Here is a 24,330-nt window from a genome sequence, read left to right as displayed (position 1 = left end):
GTCTGTGTGCCGGTGATGTGCTTTTCGTGTTCACGATGGCCACCTCTTCCTCCGGGTGGCCGGAACTCCCTTGGCCAAACCTTCACGAGCCTCGCAGTGCGTCGAGCCGGCGCCGGGCGGGGCCCAGCGCCCGTCCCCGCCCCGACGTCCCGGACCAGGGCCGCGTCCGGGCCTGCTCGACGGCGTCGGCGATGGTCCAGCGGCGCGGGCCGAGGTCGGGATCGTCGAGCTGCTCCCAGCTGATCGGCGTGGCGACGGGCGCCCCCGGCAGCGCGCGCACCGTGTAGGGGGCGACGGCGGTCTGGGCGTACCCGTTGCGCTGGACGTCCAGGTACAGCCGGTCCCCGCGGTCCTTCTTGCGGGCTGCCGTGGTGAGCCGGTCGGGATGCCCTGCGGCGAGCAGCTCGGCGACGTCCCGGGCGAATCCGCGGACCTCGTCGAAGTCGTCCTGTCCGTCGACCGGGACCACCACGTGCAGCCCGCGCGAGCCCGTCGTCATCAGGTCTGCGGGCAGCCGCAGCTCGCCGAGGAGCTCGCGCAGCCACAGGGCCGTCTCGCGGACGGCGGCGAAGCGGGAGCCGTCGGCCGGGTCGAGGTCGAAGACCATCAGGTCGGGGCGGTCGGCCCGGTCGGACCGGGACAGCCACCGGTGCAGGGTGAGACAGGCCTGGTCGGCGAGGAACGCCAGCGTGGCGGTGTCGTCGCACACCGTGTGACAGACCGTGCCGCCCTCCTTCGCCAGCTCCACCCGCGTGATCCACTCGGGGTAGTGCTCCGGCGTGTTCTTCTGCATGAACCGCGGGCCGTCCACGCCGTCCGGATGCCGTTCCAGCATCAGCGGACGGCCGCGCAGCTGCGGCAGCATGAACGGGGCGACGTCGCGGTAGTAAGCGACGAGGTCGCCCTTGGTGTACTCCTTCACGTCCCCGCCGCCCGGGAAGAGCACCTTGTCCGGGCGGTGCACCTCGAGGGTCCGGCGGCCGGCGCGCACCGTGCGCACCCGGTCGCCGCTCACGGCGTGATCGCCTGCTCCACCAGCAGCCGTGCGGACGCGGCGATCGACTCGGCGTCGATGCCGGCGGCGTGCAGCTGCTCCGCCGGGCTCGCCGAACCGGGCATCGTCCGGACGGCGAGTCGCACCAGGCGGGGCACCGGGCGGCCGTCGAGGAAGGCGTCGAGGACCGCGTCCCCGAGGCCGCCCTCCGCGTGGTGGTCCTCCACGGTGAGCAGGCAGCCGGTCTCCTCGGCGGCCCGCCGCAGCGTGGCCCGGTCGACGGGCTTGACGGAGTACAGGTCGACGACCCGGACCGCGATTCCCTCGCCGTCCAGCGCCTCGGCGGCCTTCAGCGCCTCGTGCACGGTGACGCCGGCCGCGACGACCGTCAACCGGTCCCGGTCCGAGGAGCGCAGCACCTTGCTGCCACCGACCGGGAACTCCTCGTCCGGCCCGTAGAGGACCGGCGCGGCGCCGCGCGAGGTGCGCAGGTAGCGCACGCCGTCCAGGTCCGCCATGGTGGCGACGAGCCGGGCGGTCTGGTTGGCGTCGCACGGGTACAGCACGGTGGAACCGTGCACCGCCCGCAGCATCGCCAGGTCCTCCAGGCCCATCTGCGAGGGGCCGTCCTGCCCGATGGCGACCCCCGCGTGGGAGCCGACCAGGTTGACGCCGGCGCCGCTGACGGCCGCCATGCGGATGAAGTCGTGGGCGCGGCTCAGGAAGGCGGCGAACGTGGAGGCGTACGGCGTCCGGCCGCGCGCCGCGAGGCCGACCGCGGCGGCGACCAGTTGCTGTTCGGCGATGTAGCACTCGAAGTAGCGGTCGGGGTGCTCCTTGGCGAAGGCCTCGGCGCGGGTGGAGTCGCCGACCTCGCCGTCGAGGGCGACGACGTCCTCGCGGGCGGTGCCGAGAGCGGCGAGTGCCTTGCCGAAGGCGTCCCGGGTCGCCGCCTCCTCGCCCTTCTCCCAGCGGGGCAGGTCCGGTCGGCCGGAGGGGACGGAGTGCAGCAACCGGGCGTCGGGCGGCTCGGGCACGCGCACCCGCAGGTCGCGGACGCCGCCGAGCTCCTCGATCGCCAGGTCGGCGTCCGGCAGCGGCTTGCCGTGCAGGCCTTCACGGTCCTCGACGTCGGCCACGCCCTTGCCCTTGAGGGTGCGCGCGAGGATCGCGGTGGGCTGCCCGCTGGTGGAGAGCGCCTCGCCGTACGCGCGGTCGACCGCGTCCACGTCGTGCCCGTCGACCTCGACCGTGTGCCAGCCGAAGGCCTGGAAGCGGCGGGCGTAGGCGTCCAGGTCGTGGCCGTGCCGGGTGGGGCCGCGCTGGCCGAGCCGGTTCACGTCCACGATGACGGTGAGGTTGTCCAGGTGTTCGTGGCCCGCGTGCTCGGCGGCCTCCCACACCGATCCCTCGGCGAGCTCGCTGTCCCCGCACAGCACCCAGACGCGGTAGCCGGTGCGCTCCAGCCGCTTCCCGGCCAGCGCGATGCCGACGCCGACCGGCAGGCCCTGGCCGAGCGATCCGGTGGCCGTCTCCACCCACGGCAGCCGCTGCGGGGTGGGATGCCCCTCGAGCCGGCTGCCGAGCCCCCGGAAGGTCAGCAGTTCCTCGTCGTCGACGGCCCCGGCGGCCTTGTAGGCGGAGTACAGCAGCGGGGAGGCGTGGCCCTTGGAGAGGACGAAGCGGTCGTTGCCGGGGTGGGCCGGGCGGTCGAAGTCGTAGCGGAGGTGGTGGGCGATCAGGACGGCCATCAGGTCCGCGGCCGACATCGAGGACGTCGGGTGCCCGGACCCCGCGGCGGCGGACGCGCGCACGCTGTCCACCCTCAACTGCTGTCCGAGTTCGACGAGTTCGGCGGTGTCCATCGGGTCAGCGGTCTCCTTCCGCGCGGTCGTCGCGCTGGGCGGCCCCGGGAACGGGCTGGTTCTTCGCGGGCTCCCCGCCGGGCTGGTTCTTCGCCGGCTCTCCGCCCGGCCGGCTCTTCGCGGGTTCCGCGGCGGACTCGCCGTCGCGGCCGTCGTGCGACGTCCTCGCCGGTCCGGAACTGTGCTGTCCCACCTCGGGGGTGGGCACGTCGATCGACTGGGAGCCGTCCTCCGGTGACGACCGGTCCCCGGCGGGGCGGGCGTCGCCGTCTCCGTGCCGTCCCACCTCGGGCGTGGGCGCGGTGATCGACTGGGAGTCGTCCTCCGGGGAGGGACGCGCCGGGCCGGACTCGGCGGTCGCGTGGTTCTGGTCGTTCACGTCGTTCCCCTCATCGTTGTCGTCGGTGTGCCCGCCGGTGCCGACGGAGTCCCCGGCGCCCCCGCGCCGACGATCACGCTGCGGGGTCGGCTCACGGCGGGCCTCCGACGGTGCCGGGCGGGCGTCGTACGAGGGTTTCCGCGTCCCCCGGGCAGGGGCGGCCAAACGTGCGGCGGTTTCCCGCCCGGGCACCGGGTACTCGGGCGGCGACACCGAACCACCCAGTCGCGGAGGTACCCCCCCATGCCCGAGTACGGCTACTTCCTGGCCTGCGAGGAGTTCGCCCCCGCGGACCTCGTCGAGCAGGCGCGCATGGCCGAGCAGGCCGGATTCCAGGCGCTGTGGATCTCCGACCACTACCACCCGTGGAACGGCGCGCAGGGCCAGAGCCCGTTCGTCTGGTCGGTGATCGGCGCGCTGTCGGAGGCGGTGTCGCTGCCGATCGAGACGGCCGTGACCTGTCCGACGGTGCGGATGCATCCGGCGGTGGTGGCGCAGGCCGCCGCCACGGCCGCGGTGATGACGAACGGCCGTTTCCGTCTCGGCGTCGGCTCGGGCGAGGCGTTGAACGAGCACATCCTCGGCGACGCCTGGCCGCCCGCGAACGTGCGCCTGGAGATGCTGGAGGAGGCCGTCCAGGTGATGCGCCGGCTGTTCACCGGCGAGGAGGTCAGCCATTACGGGGCCCACTACACGGTGGAGAACGCCCGTCTGTACACGGTGCCCGACGAGCCGATCCCCATCGACGTCTCCGGATTCGGCCCGAAGGCGACCTCGCTCGCGTCCCGGGTGGGCGACGGCTACATCACGATGATGCCGGACGAGCCGATGGTCGAGCAGTTCCGCAAGGGCGGCGGGGGCGCGGGGCTCGTCAGCGGCGGCACGAAGGTCTGTTACGGCGCGGATCGCGCCGAGGCCGTCCGCACGGTCCGCCGGCTGTGGTCGAACCAGCTGCTCCCCGGCGAGATGGCCCAGATCCTGCCCACGCCGAGCCATTTCGAGCAGCTGGATCCGCTGGTCAGCGAGGAGATGGTCGGCGAGAACACGGTGTGCGGCGACGACCCCGACGAGCACCTCGCCGCCCTCACCGCCTTCTCCGACGCCGGCTTCGACCGCGTCTACGTCGGCCAGATCGGCCCCGAGCAGCGCGGCTTCTTCGACTTCTACCGCACCAAGGTGCTTCCGGGTCTGCCGTGAGCGGCCCCGGACGGCGCCGGGTGGAAAATTCCGGGTGGGCGACGGCCCCGCGGCCGTAGAGTCGCACCTCCGACGGCGTCGACGGCGCCGACGCCATGCGCGAGGGAGCGGCAGCGGTGACTGAGCAGCACACCTACCGGGTGATCGTCCGGGGCACGTGGGACGGCCTGCGTGAGGAGGACCGCGCGCGGCTGCTCGCCGGCGCCGCCGACCACGGGCTGTCGAGCATGCGGTTCGCCGAGGAGGGCACACTGACCTACGAGCCGTCGCCGCTGAAGCACTTCTCGATGCGCTACGTGGTGGTGTCGGACGCGGCGGACGGCGACGAGATGGCGGGCGCGCTCGCCGAGGAGCGCGCCGAGACGGCGCTGCGGAAGCTCGGGTACGGCTTCACCGGGCTGCGGTCGACGGTCACGGACCTCGACACCATGAAGATCAACCGGAAGTCCGGGGCCCGGTCCGCTTCCCGGCGGTGATCGCCCACCGCTCGTGGTCGCGCCACTCCCCGTCGATGTGGATCATCTCCGGGGAGAACCCCTCCAGACGGAAGCCGCAGGCGCGGGCGAGGGCGATCGAGGCGGCGTTGCCCGGCTGCACGTTGATCTCCAGCCGGTGCAGCCGCAGCGGTCCGAACGCGTACCGCACCACGAGGTCGAGCGCCTCGCGCATCAGCCCCCGTCCGGCCGCGTGCGCGAAGGCGCCGTAGCCCAGTGCGCCGCACTGGAAGGCGCCTTCGACGATGTTGTTGACGTTGACGAACCCCGCGATGGCATCGTCCTCACGGGTGCACACCAGGAAGCCGGCCTTGGACGGGTCCTCGATGAGCCGACCCGCGTAGGCCGTGTAGGCGTCGGCGGTGGCGGGCGGGAACAGCCACGGGTGGTGCAGGTCCTTGCTCTCCCGCGCGCGGGAGGTGAACTCCGGCCCGTCCTCGTAGGTGAAGTGGCGTATCCCCACCCGGGGGCCCTCGGCGAGGTAGCGCGATGCGGCGTGCGGCATCGGACCAGCCTACGAGGCATCGGACCGGCGTACGACCGGGTCACCTCCGCCGGGTCCGGGAGTACGCGAAGTACGACCCGCACAAGGCGCCGACGACCCCCGTGGCCAGCAGGGCCGCCCACAGCGGCATCGTCACCACGGGGACCAGCAGCCGGATCTCCGTCTCCTGGGTGTTCTCGAAGATGAAGACCAGGGCGAGGACGGCGAGCACCAGGACGGCGATCCGGCCGGGCGTCATCGGCGTCCTCCCCCGGCTCTCGGAGGTCCTCGCGCTCTTCGAGGTCTTCGGGCTCATGACACCAGGGTCGGCCCGGCGGCCCGCTCACGCGCGGCGAGGGCTGCTCTTCGGGTGACGCGCCGAGTGACCGGTCGCGGGGAACGAGGCAGGCCGGCGGGTGAGGTCAGCGCAGGGCCGGGGTGTCGAGGGCGAGCGTGCCCTCGTCGGCGTCGAGCACGGCGCTCACGCCGAACGGCACGGTCAGCGCTCCCTCGCAGTGCCCGAAGCCGAGTTCCTCGACGACGGGGACGCCCAGGCCGCCGAGCCGGTCGGCGAGGACCGGACGGAGTTCCTCGTAGGGGCCGCACCGGTCCCAGGAGCCGAGGGCGACGCCCGCGACGCCGTCCAGCCAGCCGGTGCGCAGCAGCTGGGTGAGGGCCCGGTCGACGCTGTACGGCGGCTCGCCGACGTCCTCGAGCAGAAGGAGCCCGCCGCGGGCGCCGGCCCGGGTGTGCGGGGTGCCGTACCCGGTGGCGAGCAGTGTCAGGCAGCCGCCCAGGGTGACGCCCCGCGCCCGTCCCGGCGCGAGGGCGGAGCCGGCGGCGCCGACGACGCGGACGGTCTCGGGGGCGAACAGGGTGGCCCGCAGATGGTCCTGCGCCCGGGCGTTCTTGATGAAGTCGATGCCCGCGGCCACCGGCCCGTACAGCGTGACCAGGCCGAGCCGGACGGCGAACGCCTCGTGCAGGGTGGTGCTGTCGCTGAACCCCACGAACACCTTCGGGCCGGCGGCCCGCATCGCGTCCCAGTCGAGCAGGTCGACGACGCGCTGGGCGCCGTAGCCGCCGCGTGCGCACAGCACCGCGTCGACGCCGGGGTCGCACCAGGCCCGCTGGAGGTCGGCGGCCCGGTCGGCGTCGGTGCCCGCGAGGTAGGGCAGGGCGCTGTGCCGGTCCAGCACATGAGGGGCGACCACGGGGTCGAGGTCCCAGCCGCGCAGCAGGTCGAGACCGGCCTGCAACCGTTCCTCCGCCACCGGCCCGCTGGGGGCGACGACCGCGACCCGGGCGCCGGGGGCGAGCCGGGAGGGCCGGACGAGTTCCTTCACGGTACGAGCTCCAGCCTGGGGACGCCGGGCGGGTGCGGCCCGAACACCTGAGCCTACCGCGCGGGCTCGGCGTCCGGCGCGCGCACCGTCGTGACGGCCTGCCGGAACCCGTGCCCCTCGCCCGCGAACGTGAGTAGGCGTGCGGCACGGTCCGCCGTGGCGCCCATGACGCGGTTCACGCCGTCCGCAGAAGCCGGTCGAGGACGCGGACGCCGAAGTGCAGCGCTTCGACGGGGACCCGTTCGTCGACCCCGTGGAAGAGGGCCTGGTGGTCGAAGCCGGGCGGCAGCTTCAGCGGGGCGAAGCCGTAGCCGGTGATGCCGAGTCGCGAGAACTGCTTGGCGTCCGTGCCGCCGGACATGCAGTACGGCACCACGTGCCCCTCGGGGGCGAACTCCTCCACCGCGGCCCGCATCCGGGCGAAGAGCGGCGCGTCCACCGGCGCCTGGAGGGCGACTTCCCGGTGGGCGAACTCCCAGTCGACGTCGGGCCCGGTGAGTGCGTCGAGCGTCGCCCGGAACTCCTCCTCGCCGCCGGGGAGATACCGTCCGTCGACGTACCCGACGGCCGTCCCCGGGATCACGTTGAGCTTGTAACCGGCGTCCAGCATCGTCGGGTTGGCGCTGTTGCGCACGGTGGCCTCGACGAGGGCGGCGGCCGGGCCGAGCTTCTCCAGCAGGCCGTCGACGTCGCTCAGGTCGGTCTCGATGCCGTACAGCGCGGCGAGTTCGGTGAGCGCGGCGCGGACGGTGGGCGTGAGCCGCAGCGGCCACGCGTACTCGCCGATCCGGGTGACGGCCGCGGCCAGCCGGGTCACCGCGTTCTCCCGGTTGACCTTGGAACCGTGGCCGGCGCGCCCGTGCGCGGTGAGCTTCAGCCAGCCGGTGCCGCGTTCGCCGGCGGCGACGGGGTAGATCTGGCGTCCGGCGCCGTCGTGGAAGGTGAACGCCCCGGATTCGCCGATGGCCTCGGTGCAGCCCTCGAACAGCTCCGGATGCCGGTCGGCGAGGAACCCCGAGCCGTCCACGGCGCTGGCCTCCTCGTCGGCGGTGAAGGCGACGACCAGGTCGCGCCGGGGCCGCACGCCCTGCCGGGACCAGGCCCGCAGCACGGCGAGGATCATCGCGTCCATGTTCTTCATGTCGACCGCGCCGCGGCCCCACACGACGCCGTCGCGCACCTCGCCGGAGAAGGGGTGCACGCTCCAGTCGGCGGCCTCGGCCGGGACGACGTCCAGGTGGCCGTGGACGAGCAAGGCGGCCGCGCGGGGGTCCGAGCCCTCGATCCGGGCCACCACGTTGGTACGGCCCGGCGTGCGTTCGAGCAGCGTCGGCTCGACGCCCGCCTCGGCGAGCAGCGCGGCCGCGTACTCGGCGGCGGGCCGTTCCCGGCAGTCGCCGCCGCCCCGGTTGGCGGTGTCGAAGCGGATGAGGTCGGAGGTGAACCGGACGACCTCCTCCAGTGCACGCGGGTCAGCCATACTGCTCCTCGATCGCGGCCGAGACGATCGTGGTGACCGCCTTGAAGGTTCGGATGCCCTCGTACATGGTGCCGCTGGTGTACGCGACCTTCCGCTCGCCGGTGCGGGCGACGCCGGGCACGACGGTGGCCGCCATCGCGAGGTGCTCGGCGTCGAACTCGACGGCGACGGTGAACGGCCCTGCGGCAAGCGGCTCCTGACGGATCGCCAGACCCGCCGCCTCCTCCGCCGCCGCCCGGATGTCGGCCGCGGTGCGGGCCGGGGTGCGGCACACGGCCGCGTAGCGTGAGACATGGTCCTTGACCGCGACCTTCAGCGCCCCGGGCGCGTAGCCGAGCGCGTCCTCGCAGGCGACGTCGTCGCCGGTGACGAGGACGACCGGCACGCCGTACTCGGCGGCCACGTGCGCGTTGAGCAGTCCCTCGCTGGCCCGCACGTCGTCGAGCCAGACGCCGGTGATGGAGTTGGCGAGGTAGGTGTGGGCGAGGACGCCCTCCATCCCGGCGCCCGCGTGGTAGCCCACGAACGCGATGCCGTCGACGTCGCCGTGCTGGACGCCCTCCATCATGGACAGCGACTTGTGCCGCCCGGTGAGCATCTCCGCCCGCTCGTCGAGCTGTTCGAGGAGCAGGTTGCGCATGGTCCAGTGGGCCTCGTTGATCAGGACCTCGTCGGCTCCGCCGGCGAAGAACCCCCGCACCGCGGCGTTGACGTCGGACGTGAACAGGGTCCGGCACCGCTCCCACTGCGCGGTCCCCGGCAGCACGTCGGCGGGCCAGGTGACGCCGGTGGCGCCCTCCATGTCGGCACTGATCAGGATCTTCACGTACGCGTCCCCCGTCCGGTCCAGGAAGTCCGAGCCTAGGACCTCCCCGGCCGATCACGGCGGAGAAAGGCCGCAACGCCCGTCGGTGCCGGTGAGCGGGGTGCGCGGGCCGGTGAGCGGGCGCCCGGCGCCGCTGAGCGGGGTGCGGTGAGCGGGGTGCGGTGCCGGGCGGCCGCGAGGCACGGGAGGGTGTCCGCGTGACGAGGCCCCCGCCCGTGCACGGCCGTTGGCACCACGCCACACGGGCGTGCTGTGATCTCCGCGTACACATCCGCACCGCGGTGACCGTATGTCCGCGCCGCGGTGACCACGAGGGGGATCCGGTCATGACCGCACACACCACGCTGGCGGCGGAGCGTTTCGAGGCCGACCGGCCTCGGCTGCGCGCCGTCGCCCACCGGATGCTCGGCTCGCTCAGCGAGGCCGACGACGCCGTGCAGGAGACGTGGCTGCGGGCGAGCCGGGCGGACGTCGGCGACGTGGCGAACCTCAGCGGGTGGCTGACCACGGTGGCGGGCCGGGTGTGCCTGAACATGCTGCGCTCCCGCGGCAGACGGCCCGAGACGCCGCTCGACGCCGAGACCGCCGACGCCGCCGGGTTCGCCGCAGTCCCGGCGGAGTCCGGTGACCCCGAGGAGGCGGCGCTGCTCGCCGACTCGGTCGGGGTGGCGCTCCTCGTCGTCCTGGAGACGCTGGCCCCGCCCGAGCGCCTGGCGTTCGTCCTGCACGACCTGTTCTCCGTGCCGTTCGACGACATCGCCCCGCTGATCGAGCGCACCCCGGCCGCCACCCGCCAGCTGACCGGCCGGGCCCGCCGCCGTGTCCGGGGCGGCGGCGCTCCCGCCGTCGACCGGGCGAGGCAGCGCGAGGTCGTCGACGCCTTCCTCGCCGCCACCCGCGGCGGCGACTTCGAGGCCCTCCTGGCACTGCTGCACCCGGACGTGGTCCTCACCGCCGACCGCTTCGTGATCCCGACGCCCGGGCCGGTCTCCGTGAGCGGCGCCCGCCCGGTGGCCGAGGGCGCGATGGCGGCGACCGGCCGGGCCCGCTTCACCGGTCCCGCCCTGCTGGACGGCACGGTGGGCCTCGTGATGGCGCCGCACGGCAGGCTGCGGCTGGTGCTCGTCTTCACCTTCGACGAGGGCCGGATCACCGCGGTCGACGTCGTCGCGGACCGGGAACGGCTGGCCGGGATCGAGGTGGCGGTGCTCGACGCCCCGGCGGCCGACGTCACCGGCCTCGACGACTGACGCGCCGCCGATCGGCGCGAGACGACCGGCGCACGGGCCACCAGGGCGGCCGGCGCACACGCGAGAGGGGCCGTCGGCGCACACGCGAGAGGGGCGGCCGCGTGTTTCCGCGGCCGCCCCTCTCGACGGTCAGAACGCCAGGATCAGCGAGGCCGCCGCCGGCGCCGCGTACAGCAGTGGGAACGGCACGTGCGAGAACCAGCGGGCCCGCAGCACGGTGACCGCCGCCCCGAGGAAGTACAGGACGAGGCCGACCGCGGCGGCCGCGCCGACCACGGGCACGAACAGCCCGGTCAGCAGACCGACCGCGCCGGCGGCCTTGGCGGCGCCGAGCCACGGCCCCCAGGTGCGCGGCACTCCGTAGTCGGCCAGCGGCTTGAGCACCCACTCGGCGCCCAGGAAGACCGAGGCGGCCGAGAAGCCCGCCATGGCTGCGGCGACGACGGTGACGACGACATAGGCAGTGGACATTTCAACAGCTCCTCTTGGGGGTTCCGTGTTTTCCTCACCCCCCTGACACCGCCCGCGGCGGAGATGTGACAGCACGAGAGGCCATTGCCTTGTGAAGGCGGTCACATGCTCCGGGCGGCCACCAGCCACCTGGACGGCAGTTCGATCCTGGTGCCGTCGGCGGTGAACTCGGTGGTGACGAGGGGCAGTTCACCCGAGGCCAGCACCGTGAGTCCGGCGTCCCGCAGATATCGGGGCACCGCGTCGTCGGCGACCTCGCCGGGGGCGATGCCGTGCCGGAAGACGGGCGCGAGCTTCGGCGGCGGCCCGGACGGGCTCTGCGCCAGCGCGCCGAGGACGGGACGCGCGGCCTCCGACGGTTCGACGAGGAAGACCCGGCCGCGCTCCCCCGCCAGCGCGGCGATGCCGTCCACCAGCGGCTGCCGGTCGGCGGGCTCGCACTGGTGCAGGACGCCCCGCACATAGACGTTGGCGTCCCCGAGTTCGGCGTGCAGCGCCTCGGCCGCGCCCTTCTCGACCGCGTCCAGCTCCCGGTACACGGCCTGTCCGGCGGGGTCGGCGCGCCGGGCGTGGTCGAGGGCGGCCGCGGACAGGTCCGCGCCGATCACCCGCGGGAAGCGGTCCGCGAGGTACCTGGTCTGGGTGCCGTTGCCGCAGCCGAGGTCCACCAACGCCAGTTCCGCATCGATGAGATGGGGCTCGAAGAGGGCGAGGTGGGGCGCGGCGGTGACCTTCGGGTCCGCGTCCCAGAACACCCCGCCCGGCCCCTCCGGGGCCTCCCGCCAGAAGCCCTCCCACGCCTGCCGGTACCGACTCGCCACGCTCATGCCCAACTCCCCTGGGTTCACAGCCGATCCGTCGTGAGCGACGGGCGAGTACGGTCTATCGTCCCCCGGTCGCCGCGACAAGCACGGTGCGCGTTCCCTTACGCCGCGTCCCTTTACCCCGCGTCCCTTTACGCCGCGTTCGCGATCCGCGGGGTGTGGCGCACTCTCGCCCCTGCCTCCGCTCTCCGTCCCCGGCGCGAAGTCGTGGCGTGTTCAGCGGCGCGGCAGCGTCAGTTCGAACCACACGGACTTCCCCGTGCGGGTACGGCTGGCGCCCCACTCGCGGGCCAGCGTGCTCACCACGCGCAGTCCCCGCCCGAGCTCGTCGCCGGGACCGGCGCTCAGCAGGGTGGGCAGCTCGTGGTCGTCGTCGTCGACCTCGCACAGCAGGGTGTCGCCGCGGACCAGGCGCACGGCGACGGGGCTGCGCCGGGAGTGCCGTACGGCGTTGGTGACGAGCTCGCTCACCATGAGCGCGGCGGGGCCTGCCTGCTCGCCGAGCCCCCAGTCGTGCAGCTGCTCACGGACCGCCGCCCGTGCCCGGCCGACCTCCGCCGGATCCAGGGGGAACCGCCATTCGGCGACGTCCCGCGGGGCGATGCCGCTCAGCCGGGCCATCAGCAGGGCGACGTCGTCCTTGCGGCCGCCCCGGGTGTTGAGGGCGCGGATGATGGTGTCGCAGGCGTCGTCCATCGAAGCGGCCGGATGGGCCGCGGACTCGCACAGGGTCGCCAGACCGACGCCGATGTCCTCGCCCCGCATCTCCACGAGCCCGTCGGTGCACATCACCAGCCGGTCGCCGGGCGCCACGGGCACCCGCACCGCCTCGAAGGGCACGCCGCCGACGCCGATGGGCGCGCCGGTGGGCAGTTCGAGGAGTTCGCTGCGGCCGTCGGCGGCGCGCACCAGCACGGGCGGGATGTGGCCCGCGTTGGCGAGGTGGAGTTCGCCGACGATCGGGTCGTACACCGCGTACAGACAGGTCGCGAGATAGCCGTCGCCCAGCCGCTGGGCCAGGTCGTCGAGGTTGCGCAGCAGTTGTGCGGGCGGCAGGTCCAGGGCGGCCATGGTCTGCACGGCGGTGCGCAACTGGCCCATCATGGCCGCCGAGTTGAGGCCGTGACCCATGACGTCGCCGACGACGAGGGCGGTACGGGCGCCGTGCAGCTTCACCGAGTCGAACCAGTCGCCGCCGACCCGTCCCAGCAGGGTGCCCGGCAGATAGCGGGTGGCGATGTCGCAGCCCGCCATCCGGCGCGGGATGTGCGGCAGCATGCTGTCCTGGAGGGTCTCGGCGACGGACTCCTGGTAGGTGTACATGCGGGCGTTGTCGAGCACGAGGCCGGCGCGAGCGGCGAGTTCGGCTCCGGTGACCCGGTCCATGTCGTTGAACTCGACGCGCTCGGGGTGACGCAGCAGGATCATGAAACCGAGGACGACGTTACGGGCCTTCAGCGGGACGACCAGCATGGAGCGGCCGGTGATGAGGGGCCGGATGTCGCGCTTGTCGAACTGCGAGGCGATGGCATGGCCCAGCTGCTCGCTGATGCGCGGCACGAGGACCGGCTCGCCGGTGGTCATGCACTGGAAGAACGGGGTGTGCGCGGGGAACGGCATGGCCTCGCCGACGGGCACGACGTCGTCCCAGCGGCCGGGTTCGTCGGTGTGCTCGAGGGCGACCCGGTGCCACATCGTGGTGGTGTCCGGCACGCCGTCGGGGAAGCCCTCGCCGGCGACGACCTGTTCGCGCAGGTAGGTGCCGGCCACGTCGGTGAAGCGCGGCACGACGGCTCTGCTGATCTCGACGATGGTGCGGGAGAGGTCGAGGGAGGTGCCGATCCGCCCGCTGACCTCGTTGAGGAACTCCAGGCGCTCACGGACGGCAACGTACTCGAGGTCGTCGCCCTCGTCGGCTACGTGGTCGGGTATCGGCAGCCCTTCGGCGGCGGCGCGGGCGGCGTGCTCGCGCCGCTCTCTTCGCTCGACGCGCCGGGCAACGCCCCAGTCGGGGGTCACGGGCACCCGTTGGTTCTGGCTGAACTCCAGCACCGGGTAGCCGAGTTCGAGGATCTGACCGACGATGCGGGCACTCTCGCCGACGCTCATGCTGGGCATGATCTCGGGCAGTCGGCGGGCGAGATCCGCCGCGCCGGGGAAGTCGGTGTGCACGGCGAAGCCGGGCGCGACGCGTTCCACGGCCAGGGCGTCCGCCGGTTCCGCCCGGCGCAGGACCGCCGCGTCGGCGGCCAGCACCAGCAGCCGCTCGGTGCCCGGCCCGGCCAGCGGGTAGGCCCACCAGAGCACGTCGACGCGGTCCCGCTCCGGCACGGTCAGCCGGGCCCGGCCGGCCGCCGGGTAGCCGAGCCCGCGGTCCAGGGAGGAGTCCAGCCCCGGCCCGAGGCCGTCGTAGGCGCCGTACTCGCTGTGGGCGCCGCCCGGGAAGTCGCCGTAGGGGAGGTCGTCGTCGGGCTCGGGGAGCGCGCCGGCGACGGGCAGCAGATCGATCGCCGGGCGGCCGATCGCCTCGTCCTTGCCGACGCCGAAGAGTCGGCTTGCGCCGGTGCTCCAGTGGGAGACGAGACCTTCGCGGTCCACCACGACCACGGCCAGCGGGACGCGCCCGGCGTCCACGGGCGGGTCGCCCTCCGGCCGTGCGGGCCCGCCCCCCGCGCGGTCCGCCGCCTCACCGCCGGCTCCGCGGCTGAAAGGCGCGTCCCTCTCGGTGCCACGGTCCATGGCCCAGGCCCTCTCTCCCCAGAGCTGTGCAAGATCTGTCCCGCGCCACCACCGTAAGGCCACGCCCGTGGGCATGTGCGGCAATCACGGAATTGGTTTCCCCCGGGCGCGCCGGGGTACGCCGCAGGTCGCGTGGCCGCTCGGAGCGGGTTCGGTCCTCGTGGCCGCACCGCGGATCGCGTTCCGCGCGGCCGCCGCCGGCCGTCTGGGGGCCGGCGGCGACCGGCGTCCTGCTCAGGGAAGAAGCACTCCGACCGGTGACCGTCGTCAACGCGCGGGGAGCGCGGCGGGTCGGGCTACTTCTCGACCTCGGCGGCGAGGTTGGCGAGGATCGCGTCGTAGATGCGGCCGAGGCCCTTGGGGGCGAAGGTCCGCTCGAAGAAGCCGCCGATGCCGCCGGCGCCGTCCCAGGTGGTGGTGACCACGACGCGGGACCTGCCCTCGCCGGCCGGGGTGACGCGCCAGACGGTGACCATCGAGGAGTTGCGGTCCTTCTCGACGAGTTCGCCGTCGGTCGGTTCGGCGACCTCCAGGAGGCAGTCCCGCACGCGCTTGCTGGTGGCCTGGAGCTTCCAGTGGACGAGGGTGCCCTCGCCGTCGCCGCCCTCGCGCACCTCGTACTCGCTGAAGTGCTCGGGCAGCAGCTTCGCGCGCGTGCCGCTGTAGTCGGCGATCGTGTCGAACACCTTCTCCGGGTCTGCCGCGACGACCCGCTCGGTGGTGGCCTCGACCTGCGCCATGGGGTTCCTCCAGGTCCGTGTTGCTCAGGGTTGTTCAGGGCTGTGCAGGGGTTCTTCGGGGTTCCTCGACTGCGGGGCAAGCCAACCACCCCGGTCCTCGACCGCCCAAATCGGGGGTCCGGCAGCGATCGCGGGGCGATCGAAAAGGGCCGCCGAACGCCCTTCGCACGATCATGGGAACACATGTTCTATTGTGGGGGCAGTGCTACCGAGGAGGCGTCATGCGCTGGGAGAACCTCACCGCGGAGACCGGCGGGACCCGTCACGACCGGCCGGCCGACGCCGCGCTGTTCGGTGCGGACGCGGTCACGACCAGGACGTTCGACACGCCCGAGTTCGCCGGCATCACCTTCCACGAGATCCGGGCCCGCACGATCCTCAACCGGGTGCCGGGCGCCTCCCGGATGCCGTTCGAGTGGACGGTGAACCCCTACCGGGGTTGCACACACGCATGTGTTTATTGCTTCGCGCGTAAGACGCACGGCTATCTCGACCTCGACACCGGGATCGGCTTCGACACCCAGATCGTCGTCAAGGTCAACGCTCCGGAGCTGCTGCGCCGCCAGCTGGCCTCGCCCCGCTGGCACGGCGAGCACGTGGCGATGGGCACGAACGTCGACTGTTACCAGCGCGCGGAGGGCCGCTACCGGTTGATGCCGGGCATCCTGGCTGCCCTGCGCGACCGGGCGAACCCCTACTCGATCCTGACCAAGGGCACCCTGATCCTGCGCGACCTGGACCTGCTGAGGCAGTCCGCCGAGGTCACCGAGGTCGGCGTCTCGGTCTCCGTCGGCTTCACCGACACCGAACTGTGGCGCACGGTGGAGCCCGGCACCCCGGCCCCGGCGCGGCGTCTGGACGTGGTGCGGACCCTCACCGACCACGGCATCGGCTGCGGCGTGCTGATGGCGCCCGTCATCCCCTTCCTCAGCGACGAACCGGCCCGGCTGCGCGCCACCGTGCGGGCGATCGCGGCCGCCGGGGCCACCTCCGTCACCCCCCTCGCGCTGCACCTGCGTCCCGGCGCCCGCGAGTGGTTCATGGCCTGGCTCGGGCAGCACCACCCCCACCTGGTGCGCCGCTACGAACGGCTGTACGCGGACGGCTCCTACGCCCCGAAGTGGTACCAGCGGCGGATCACCCGTCAGGTCCACGAGCTGGCCGAGGAGTACGGCATCGGACCCACGCGCGCGGGGATGCCCCGCCGGATCCCGCAACCCGGGCCGGCCGAGGAGCCCACCGGGTCCGGGCCGACCCAACTGACGCTGATCTGAACGCGTTCGAGCGCATCCGGCGACCCGAACGGGTCAACCGACGCCGGAACAGGTTCATCGAGGCGGACTTTCCGGGACGATCCGGCAGGGGCCGTGACCCGCGCGGTCCGACCACCTCCGTCCTGGGAGCCCTCCATGAACCCACGCGCAGCCTCGCTGTGCGCCGCCGTCGCCGTGGTGGCCGCGACCGTCACGGCCGTGCCCGCCGGCGCGAGCCCGTCGCACCCCTCCGCGCCCGCCCCCGCGGCGAAGCTCGCCTGGAAGGGCTGCGGGACCACCGACCAGCCCAGGCTCCAGTGCGCCTCGCTGAAGGTACCGCTCGACCACGCGCGGCCCGGCGGGAGACAGATCACGCTGGCGCTGTCCCGCGTCCCGCACACCGCGAAGACGTACCAGGGGCCGCTGCTGGTCAACCCGGGCGGCCCCGGCGGCCGGGGGCTGAGCCTCGCCGGCTTCGTCGCCTCGGCGCTGCCGAAGGCGGTGTCGGCGCAGTACGACGTCATCGGCTTCGACCCGCGCGGGGTGGGCAGGAGCACGCCGGCCCTGAACTGCAAGCCCGGTCACTTCGCCGCCGTCCGACCGGACTCGGTGCCGCTCACCGAGGCGGTCGAGCAGGCCAACCTGACGCGCGCCCGGTCCTTCGCCGAGGCCTGCGCCGCGAAGTACGCCGACGTCCTGCCGTACATCGACACGCTCGGCGCGGTCCAGGACATGGACGCGATCCGTGAGGCGGTGGGCGCGGCGCGGCTGAACTACTTCGGCTACTCGTACGGCACCTACCTCGGCACGGTGTACGCCAGGCTGTACCCGCAGCGGGTGCGGCGGCTGGTCCTGGACTCGGTCGTGGACCCCACCGGCGTCTGGTACGAGGACAACCTCACGCAGGACCTCGCCTTCAACGACCGCCATCGCGCCCTGATGGCCTGGATCGCCAAGCACGACACCGCCTACCGGCTGGGCTCCGACCCCGCCGAGGTCGAGACGAAGTGGTACGCGATGCGGGCGGCGCTCGGGAAGAAGCCGGCCGAGGGCACGGTGGGCGCCTCGGAGCTGGAGGACACCTTCCTGCCCGGCGGCTACTACAACGGCTACTGGCCCCACCTGGCCGAGGCGTTCGCCGCCTACGCGAACGACAGGAACACCGGGCCGCTGGTCAAGGCGTACAAGAACCTCGCGGCCGTCGACGCCGCCGGGGACAACGGCTACAGCGTCTACACCTCGGTGCAGTGCCGTGACGCCTCCTGGCCGGGCGACTGGGACCAGTGGCGCTCGGACAACTGGTCGGCGTACGCGAAGGCGCCCTTCATGACGTGGAACAACGCCTGGTACAACGCGCCGTGCGCGTTCTGGCCGACCCGGCCGCGGGGCCCGGTGAACGTGACCAACGGCTCGCTGCCGCCGGTCCTGCTGTTCCAGGCGACGAACGACGCGGCCACGCCGTTCGAGGGCGGCGCGACGGTCCACGCGCTGCTGCGCGGCTCCAGCCTCGTGGTCGAGGAGGGCGGCCAGAACCACGGCATCACGCTGAGCGGCAACGCCTGCCTGGACAAGCACCTCGCGGCGTACCTGGCCGACGGCACGGTGCCGCGCGGGAACGGCGAGGCCGACGCGGTCTGCGCGGCGCAGCCCGACCCCGAGCCGCTGGGTTCGAAGGTCACGCAGTCCTCGGCGCGCGGCTCCACCCTGCACGGGCTGCTGGGCTTCCGCGGCTGAGCGGTCCGCCCGACCCGTCCGGGGCGTTGTCGGACCCGTGGTCCATCATGGACGCATGAGTGAACCGATCAGGATGCCCGCCCCTGCCGGGGTCGCCCCGGCGGCCCCCGCGGGGCCGTTTCGTCCGAAGTCCCCGACGCGGGTCGAGGCTGCGGCGGTGGCGGCCCGGTGAGCTTCCCGATCGCTGTACGGGACATGCGGCTCGGCGACGTCGACCGGGTCTCCGAGATCCGGGTCCGCGGCTGGCAGACCGCCTACCGGGGCCTGCTCCCCGATTCCCACCTGGACGCGCTGAGCGTCGCCGAGGACGCCGAGCAGCGGCGCGCCTTCTTCGCGCGCGGCGGCCCCGCCGTGGTGAACCTGGTCGCCGAACGGGGCGGCGCGGTGGTCGGCTGGGCCGCCCACGGCCCCTACCGCGACGGCGAAGTGCGCACGACGGACGCGGAGTTGTACGCGATCTATGTGGACCCGGGGCATCTCGGCAGGGGCGTCGGACACGCCCTGCTCCAGGAGTCGGTACGGCGGGCCGGCGCCCTCGGGCACTCCCGTATGTACCTCTGGGTGCTCAAGGGGAACGTCGCGGCCCGCCGCTTCTACGAGCGCGCGGGGTTCGGGGCGGACGGCGCCGAGGAGGCCTTCGAGGTGGACGGGGTCGCGGCGCCCGAGGTGCGCTACCGCGGGGACCTGCCGTCCGTCCCCCGCTCCGGCTGACCCGCCCGCGCGGCCGGACCCCGCCGGGTCCGGTTCCGTGTGCTCACCGCTGCCGGGGTATGCGCCCCAGCGCGTGCACGGCCGCCTCGGCGAGGACCGGGTGGGCGAGCGCGTCGTTCAGCACCGGCCGGGCGCGGCCGTCGCCCAGCGTGCCGAGCCCCTCCACACAGGCGAGCGCCACCCGCCGGTGGGGGTCGTGCGGCCGCAGCCGCCGCCGCAGCGTCGTGATCAGCGCGGGCACGGACTCGGGCGCGCGCAGTTCCACCAGCAGCCGGACGGGCTGCAGGGCGTAGGCCACGCGCAGTTCGTTGGTGGCCAGGGCGGCGGCCGCACGGGCGGTGCGCGGATCGTCGAGGCGGGCCAGCGCGTGTGCGGCGCAGACGCAGCGCGGCGGGTCCCGGTGGTTGAGCAGCAGGACGAGCGCCTCGAAGGCGCGGCGGTCCCCGGCCACCCCCAGCCGGAACGCGGCCAGTTCGCGGGCCCACAGCGGCTGTCCCGGCTCGGTGAGCACCTGCGCCAGCGCGTCGTGGTCGGCGGTGGCGGTGAGCCGCTCGTAGAGTGCCGTGCCCCCCGACTCCCGCCGTAAGCGCTCCGTGAGCGATCGCAACTCTTCGTCCATGTCGCCGAGCCTAGGTGGTCGTCCCGGAAGGGAGGTGCATCACAGCCAAAGGGCTGGCGCGCTCGTTACCCACCGGTTAAGCTCATTCGAGCGAGTCACCCACTCGCAGCACCTCCTCGTGGCGGCCTGGTGACGCAGTCGCCGCGAGATGTCGGTTCGGTACCGCGTGTACCGCTGTACGACCCGGCCACGGGACAGGGCCGGTCGGAACTTTCGTTCGTCATGGGGCGTGTGCACGCCCGCAGTGACGACACCGGGCGTGTGCGCTTGCAGCCCGGCATCACACCCGCACTCCTTTTCTCCGCACCCGGTGCGCCCGGCCCTCTCGAGGCCCCCGGCGCACCGGGGGGCGTTCCCAGTCGTCACCTCATTCCTGGAGTCCGCGATGGCCGCTCCCCTGTCCGACACCCCTCTGTCCCCGCTCCAGACGATCGCCGTCATCGGCCTCGGCACCATGGGCTCCGGCATCGCCGAGGTCCTGGCCACGGCCGGCCGCGACGTGATCGGCGTCGACGTCAGCGAGGCCCAGACCGCGCGCGCCGTCGCCGCGCTGGAGGCCTCCACCGAGCGCTCCGTGCGGCGTGGGCGGCTCACCGAGCAGCAGCGCGCGGACGTCCTGGCCCGGGTCCGCGTCTCCACCGACCTGCGCACCGCGGCCGACGCCGACCTCGTGATCGAGGTCGCGCCGGAGTCGTACGAGGTCAAGCAGCAGATCTTCCGCGAGCTGGACTCGATCGTGCGTCCCGGGACCATCCTCGCCACCGGCACCAACGCGCTGTCCGTGACCCGTCTCGCCGCCGACTCGGCCCACCCGGAGCGGGTGCTGGGCCTGCACTTCTTCAACCCGGCGCCGGCCATGAAGCTGGTCGAGGTCGTCTCCTCGGTGCTGACCGCCCCGGCCGCCGTCGCCGCCGTCACCGACCTCGCGCTCGACCTGGGCAAGGAGCCCGTCGCGGTCGGCGACCGGCCCGGCTTCGTCGCCGACGGGCTGCTGTTCGGCTACCTCAACCAGGCCGCCGCGATGTACGAGGCCCGGTACGCCTCCCGCGAGGACATCGACGCGGCGATGCGGCTCGGCTGCGGACTGCCGATGGGCCCGCTGGCGCTGCTGGACCTGATCGGCGTCGACACCGCCCGTACGGTGCTGGAGGCCATGTACGCCGAGTCCCACGACCGTCTGCACGCCCCCGCGCCGATCCTGGGGCAGCTCAGCGAGGCCGGCCTGACGGGCCGTAAGGCGGGCCGCGGCTTCTACACCTACGAGGCCCCGGGCAGCGCGACGGTCGTCCCGGACGCGCTGACGCCGCTGTCGGGCGGCTCCGGGGCCGCGGGCCGTGCGGTCGCCTCGGTCGGCGTCGCCGGCTCCGGCACCATGGCCTCCGGCATCGCCGAGGTCTTCGCCAAGGCCGGTTACGACGTCGTCCTCGCCGCCCGCAGCGAGGAGAAGGCGCAGACCGCCAAGGCCCGGATCGGCAAGTCGCTCGCCCGTTCCGTCGACAAGGGCCGGCTGACCGCCGAGGCCGCCGCGCAGATCCTGGACCGGATCACCCCGGCCGGCTCCTACGACGCGTTCGCCGACGTCGACCTGGCGCTGGAGGCCGTCGCCGAGGACCTCGATGTCAAGCAGCAGCTCTTCGCGACGCTGGACAAGGTGTGCAAGCCCGGCGCGGTCCTCGCCACGACGACCTCCTCGCTGCCGGTCGTCGCCTGCGCCCGCGCCACCTCGCGCCCGCAGGACGTGATCGGGATGCACTTCTTCAACCCGGCGCCCGCGATGAAGCTGGTCGAGGTCGTGCGTACGGTGCTGACGGCCGACGACGTCCACGCGACGGTCCGCGAGGTGTGCGCGCGGATCAAGAAGCACGCCGTCGACTGCGGCGACCGGGCGGGCTTCATCGTGAACGCGCTGCTCTTCCCGTACCTCAACAACGCGATCAAGATGGTGCAGGAGCACTACGCGACCCTGGACGACATCGACGCCGCGATGAAGCTGGGCGGCGGCTACCCGATGGGCCCCTTCGAACTGCTGGACGTGGTCGGGCTCGACGTCTCGCTGGCCATCGAGAAGGTCCTGCACCGCGAGTTCCGCGACCCGGGACTGGCGCCGGCGCCGCTGCTGGAGCACCTGGTGGCCGCGGGCTGCCTCGGCCGCAAGACCGGCCGCGGCTTCCGCGAATATGCCCGCCGCTGACGGCGCCGGCGACGGGTTCGGCACGACGGAGGACTGGGGCGGCCTGCTCGACCCCGTCGGAGCGCCCCCGCCCGCCGAGGGCGGGGGAAGCCCCGGACAGGCGCACCGAGCTGCGCACATGCAGTACGTTCGGGTCATGTCCCAGCCCGCCAGGTCCTCACGTACACCAGCCACGCCCGACGCGCCGGAGAGCGCCGCAGGCAGCCGCGCGGCCGCCCAGCGGCTCAAGATGCGCCGAGAACTGGCGGCCGCGGCCATGGAGCTGTTCTCGACCAAGGGGTACGAGGCGACCACCGTCGACGAGATCGCCGCGGCGGCCGGGGTCGCCCGCCGCACCTTCTTCCGTCACTTCCGCTCGAAGGAAGAGGCGATCTTCCCCGACCACGACGACACCCTGATCCGGGCGGAGGCCGTGCTGAACGCGGCCCCCGCGCACGAGCACCCGCTGGACACGGTGTGCCGGGGCATCAAGGAGGTCATGCGGATGTACGCGGCGCGTCCGGAGATCTCGGTCGCCCGCTACCAGCTCACGCGCGAGGTGCCCACCCTGCGCGAGGCCGAGATCGCGTCGGTGGCCCGCTACGAGCGGCTGTTCACCCGTTATCTCCTCGGCCACTTCGACGAGCACGCGCACGACGACGACGCCAACGACGACCCGCTGCTCGCCGAGGTCGCCGCCTCCGCCGTGGTCACCGCCCACAACCACGTGCTGCGGCGCTGGCTGAGGGCCGGCGGCCAGGGCGACGTCGAGAGCCAGCTCGACCACGCCTTCGCGATCGTGCGCAAGACGTTCGGGACGGGCATCGGAGCCGGCCGCGGCAGCGCCGGCGCCCCGCAGCCGGTCGCGGCGGCGGTCTCCTCCGCCCAGGGCGAGGTGCTGGTCACCGTCGCCCGGACCGACGCGTCGCTGGACGAGGTCATGCGCACCATCGAGCAGGCACTCAAGGAGCGCTGAGAGCCCTCCGCGCCCCTTCTCGGTCCCCTTCGCGCTGTGATGACGGCCACCCCTCGGGGTGGCCGTTTTGGCATGTCAGAGCACCTTTTCGCGCGGAATTACGTCCCCGTTCGATCGATCATCGCTCATGTGTTACGTAAAGATTTCAGCTGAGAGGAAGTTCTGGCACTCAGTGCCTTGCGAGGTGACACGCGGTGTCATACGTTGAAGGTGTCCGGGCGGCCGGCGTGCAGAGACCATGCGTACGTCGGCTGTCCCCGCAACCCCATGGATTGCGCGCCCGGACGCCTGCGTCACAGGCAACCTCCCGCGCCACAAAGCGCTGCCGAACCACACCAGCCGAACCGACGGCACTTCCCCGAACCCTCAGCAGCACCGACGTACACCCCAGCGCCCCTCCCTCAGGGCGCTCACCGCCGGAGGCAACACCGTGACCATGAACAAGATCCTGGACGCGATCCAGTCGCCGGAGTCCACGCCGGACGACTTCGCCGCTCTGCCGCTCCCCGAGTCCTACCGCGCGATCACCGTGCACAAGGACGAGACGGAGATGTTCGCGGGCCTGGAGACCCGCGACAAGGACCCGCGCAAGTCGATCCACCTGGACGAGGTGGCCCTGCCCGAGCTCGGACCGGGCGAGGCCCTGGTGGCCGTCATGGCCTCCTCGGTCAACTACAACTCCGTGTGGACCTCGATCTTCGAGCCGGTCTCCACGTTCTCCTTCCTGGAGCGCTACGGCCGCCTCAGCGAGCTCACCAAGCGGCACGACCTGCCGTACCACGTCATCGGCTCCGACCTCGCGGGCGTCGTGCTGCGCACCGGCCCCGGCGTCAACGCCTGGAAGCCGGGCGACGAGGTCGTCGCGCACTGCCTCTCCGTCGAACTGGAGTCCTCGGACGGCCACAACGACACGATGCTCGACCCCGAGCAGCGCATCTGGGGCTTCGAGACCAACTTCGGCGGCCTGGCGGAGATCGCCCTGGTCAAGTCCAACCAGCTGATGCCGAAGCCGGACCACCTGTCGTGGGAGGAGGCGGCGGCCCCCGGCCTCGTCAACTCCACCGCCTACCGGCAGCTGGTCTCCCGCAACGGCGCCGGCATGAAGCAGGGCGACAACGTCCTGATCTGGGGCGCCAGCGGCGGACTCGGCAGCTACGCCACGCAGTTCGCGCTGGCCGGCGGCGCCAACCCGATCTGCGTCGTCTCCTCGCCGCAGAAGGCCGAGATCTGCCGGGCCATGGGCGCCGAGGCGATCATCGACCGCACCGCCGAGGACTACCGGTTCTGGAAGGACGAGAACACCCAGGACCCGAAGGAATGGAAGCGCTTCGGCAAGCGCATCCGCGAGCTCACCGGCGGCGAGGACATCGACATCGTCTTCGAGCACCCCGGCCGCGAGACCTTCGGCGCCTCCGTCTACGTCACCCGCAAGGGCGGCACCATCACCACCTGCGCCTCGACCTCGGGCTACATGCACCAGTACGACAACCGCTACCTGTGGATGTCCCTGAAGCGGATCATCGGCTCGCACTTCGCCAACTACCGCGAGGCCTGGGAGGCCAACCGGCTGGTCGCGAAGGGCAAGATCCACCCGACGCTGTCGAAGGTCTACTCCCTGGAGGAGACCGGCCAGGCCGCCTACGACGTGCACCGCAACCTCCACCAGGGCAAGGTCGGCGTCCTCGCGCTGGCACCCCAGGAGGGGCTGGGCGTGCGCGACGAGGCCAAGCGCGCCCAGCACATCGACGCCATCAACCGCTTCCGCAACATCTGAGACA

General features: G+C 73.1%; 22 protein-coding genes. 9 read left to right on the top strand and 13 right to left on the bottom strand.

The features are described 5' to 3' along the window. Window positions 1–82: 82 nt before the first annotated feature. The 3 genes from ligD to QF032_RS32920 are packed head-to-tail and all read right to left on the bottom strand — an operon-like array spanning window position 83 to window position 3,238. A complete protein-coding gene (gene ligD, locus QF032_RS32930) occupies window positions 83–1,015 on the bottom strand; it encodes a non-homologous end-joining DNA ligase (protein WP_306947618.1) in 933 nt (310 codons plus the stop codon). Continuing rightward, window positions 1,012–2,859: a transketolase gene (locus tag QF032_RS32925; protein ID WP_307058884.1), complete on the bottom strand. Its 1,848-nt coding sequence runs from the start codon at window positions 2,857–2,859 to the stop codon at window positions 1,012–1,014. Before QF032_RS32925 ends, ligD begins: the two co-directional genes overlap by 4 nt. A gap of 4 nt (window positions 2,860–2,863) precedes the next feature. Next, window positions 2,864–3,238, bottom strand: a complete 375-nt coding sequence (locus tag QF032_RS32920) for a hypothetical protein (protein WP_307058882.1) — start codon at window positions 3,236–3,238, stop codon at window positions 2,864–2,866. Between the two features lie 243 nt (window positions 3,239–3,481). Here QF032_RS32920 and QF032_RS32915 point away from each other — a divergent pair, with 243 nt between their 5' ends. Both QF032_RS32915 and QF032_RS32910 read left to right on the top strand, forming a co-directional pair. Next, entirely contained in the window at window positions 3,482–4,435 is a 954-nt protein-coding gene (locus QF032_RS32915) for a TIGR03557 family F420-dependent LLM class oxidoreductase (RefSeq protein WP_307047485.1), read from the top strand. Between the two features lie 116 nt (window positions 4,436–4,551). Further along, a complete protein-coding gene (locus QF032_RS32910; protein WP_307047483.1) occupies window positions 4,552–4,911 on the top strand; it encodes a DUF6204 family protein in 360 nt (119 codons plus the stop codon). On the opposite strand, the gene QF032_RS32905 is transcribed toward QF032_RS32910, so the two are convergent. The 5 genes from QF032_RS32905 to QF032_RS32885 all read right to left on the bottom strand — a co-directional run bounded on the left by QF032_RS32905 (window position 4,871) and on the right by QF032_RS32885 (window position 9,065). Then, window positions 4,871–5,434 carry a GNAT family N-acetyltransferase gene (locus QF032_RS32905; protein ID WP_306947627.1) on the bottom strand — a complete coding sequence of 188 codons (564 nt, stop codon included), beginning with the start codon at window positions 5,432–5,434 and terminating at the stop codon, window positions 4,871–4,873. The genes QF032_RS32910 and QF032_RS32905 overlap by 41 nt on opposite strands. 40 nt (window positions 5,435–5,474) lie before the next feature. After that, the gene (locus tag QF032_RS32900; RefSeq protein ID WP_306947628.1) at window positions 5,475–5,729 is read right to left on the bottom strand and encodes a LapA family protein; all 255 of its coding nucleotides are present in this window, start codon (window positions 5,727–5,729) and stop codon (window positions 5,475–5,477) included. Window positions 5,730–5,835: 106 nt separating this feature from the next. Beyond that, on the bottom strand, window positions 5,836–6,759 hold the full coding sequence (locus tag QF032_RS32895) for a S66 peptidase family protein (protein ID WP_307047481.1): 924 nt from the start codon (window positions 6,757–6,759) through the stop codon (window positions 5,836–5,838). A gap of 175 nt (window positions 6,760–6,934) precedes the next feature. After that, window positions 6,935–8,239, bottom strand: a complete 1,305-nt coding sequence (locus QF032_RS32890) for a M20/M25/M40 family metallo-hydrolase (protein ID WP_307047479.1) — start codon at window positions 8,237–8,239, stop codon at window positions 6,935–6,937. Further along, window positions 8,232–9,065, bottom strand: a complete 834-nt coding sequence (locus QF032_RS32885; protein WP_307047477.1) for a M55 family metallopeptidase — start codon at window positions 9,063–9,065, stop codon at window positions 8,232–8,234. The genes QF032_RS32890 and QF032_RS32885 overlap by 8 nt, the downstream gene beginning before the upstream one ends. Before the next feature lie 326 nt (window positions 9,066–9,391). On the opposite strand from QF032_RS32885, the gene QF032_RS32880 reads away from it, so the two are divergent. Next, the gene (locus tag QF032_RS32880; protein ID WP_307058880.1) at window positions 9,392–10,315 is read left to right on the top strand and encodes a sigma-70 family RNA polymerase sigma factor; all 924 of its coding nucleotides are present in this window, start codon (window positions 9,392–9,394) and stop codon (window positions 10,313–10,315) included. 129 nt (window positions 10,316–10,444) lie between these two features. Here the strand turns inward: QF032_RS32880 and QF032_RS32875 are convergent, their stop codons facing one another. The 4 genes from QF032_RS32875 to QF032_RS32860 form a co-directional block, all read right to left on the bottom strand. Next, on the bottom strand, window positions 10,445–10,786 hold the full coding sequence (locus QF032_RS32875) for a DoxX family protein (RefSeq protein ID WP_307058879.1): 342 nt from the start codon (window positions 10,784–10,786) through the stop codon (window positions 10,445–10,447). A gap of 101 nt (window positions 10,787–10,887) precedes the next feature. Then, window positions 10,888–11,613, bottom strand: coding sequence for a class I SAM-dependent methyltransferase (locus tag QF032_RS32870; protein ID WP_307047472.1), 726 nt, complete (start codon window positions 11,611–11,613; stop codon window positions 10,888–10,890). 213 nt (window positions 11,614–11,826) lie between these two features. Next, window positions 11,827–14,349, bottom strand: coding sequence for an ATP-binding SpoIIE family protein phosphatase (locus QF032_RS32865; protein ID WP_307058877.1), 2,523 nt, complete (start codon window positions 14,347–14,349; stop codon window positions 11,827–11,829). 296 nt (window positions 14,350–14,645) lie between these two features. Next, window positions 14,646–15,089 (bottom strand): SRPBCC family protein, encoded by a 444-nt coding sequence (locus QF032_RS32860; RefSeq protein ID WP_057582223.1) that lies wholly within the window; start codon window positions 15,087–15,089, stop codon window positions 14,646–14,648. Between the two features lie 221 nt (window positions 15,090–15,310). Here QF032_RS32860 and QF032_RS32855 point away from each other — a divergent pair, with 221 nt between their 5' ends. From QF032_RS32855 to QF032_RS32845, 3 genes are all read left to right on the top strand, one after another. Next, window positions 15,311–16,363 (top strand): Rv2578c family radical SAM protein, encoded by a 1,053-nt coding sequence (locus QF032_RS32855; protein ID WP_307047467.1) that lies wholly within the window; start codon window positions 15,311–15,313, stop codon window positions 16,361–16,363. 135 nt (window positions 16,364–16,498) lie between these two features. Continuing rightward, entirely contained in the window at window positions 16,499–18,076 is a 1,578-nt protein-coding gene (locus tag QF032_RS32850) for an alpha/beta hydrolase (protein ID WP_307058875.1), read from the top strand. Between the two features lie 195 nt (window positions 18,077–18,271). Further along, window positions 18,272–18,787, top strand: a complete 516-nt coding sequence (locus tag QF032_RS32845; protein WP_307060471.1) for a GNAT family N-acetyltransferase — start codon at window positions 18,272–18,274, stop codon at window positions 18,785–18,787. 43 nt (window positions 18,788–18,830) lie between these two features. Here the strand turns inward: QF032_RS32845 and QF032_RS32840 are convergent, their stop codons facing one another. Beyond that, window positions 18,831–19,406: an adenylosuccinate lyase gene (locus QF032_RS32840; RefSeq protein WP_307058873.1), complete on the bottom strand. Its 576-nt coding sequence runs from the start codon at window positions 19,404–19,406 to the stop codon at window positions 18,831–18,833. A 385-nt stretch (window positions 19,407–19,791) separates the two neighbouring features. Between QF032_RS32840 and QF032_RS32835 the strand changes: the two genes are divergently transcribed. The 3 genes from QF032_RS32835 to ccrA all read left to right on the top strand — a co-directional run bounded on the left by QF032_RS32835 (window position 19,792) and on the right by ccrA (window position 24,326). Further along, complete coding sequence (locus QF032_RS32835) at window positions 19,792–21,597, top strand: 3-hydroxyacyl-CoA dehydrogenase family protein (protein WP_307058871.1); 1,806 nt, start codon at window positions 19,792–19,794, stop codon at window positions 21,595–21,597. 136 nt (window positions 21,598–21,733) lie between these two features. Then, window positions 21,734–22,552, top strand: coding sequence for a TetR family transcriptional regulator (locus QF032_RS32830; protein ID WP_057582271.1), 819 nt, complete (start codon window positions 21,734–21,736; stop codon window positions 22,550–22,552). A gap of 436 nt (window positions 22,553–22,988) precedes the next feature. Beyond that, window positions 22,989–24,326, top strand: a complete 1,338-nt coding sequence (gene ccrA / locus QF032_RS32825) for a crotonyl-CoA carboxylase/reductase (protein ID WP_307050411.1) — start codon at window positions 22,989–22,991, stop codon at window positions 24,324–24,326. Window positions 24,327–24,330: the final 4 nt, after the last annotated feature.

The sequence above is a fragment of the Streptomyces achromogenes genome, from assembly GCF_030816715.1.
Lineage (GTDB): Bacteria > Actinomycetota > Actinomycetes > Streptomycetales > Streptomycetaceae > Streptomyces > Streptomyces achromogenes_A.
The sequence above is the reverse complement of the archived record's forward strand: the minus strand, read 5'-3'. Positions and strand labels throughout refer to the sequence as shown.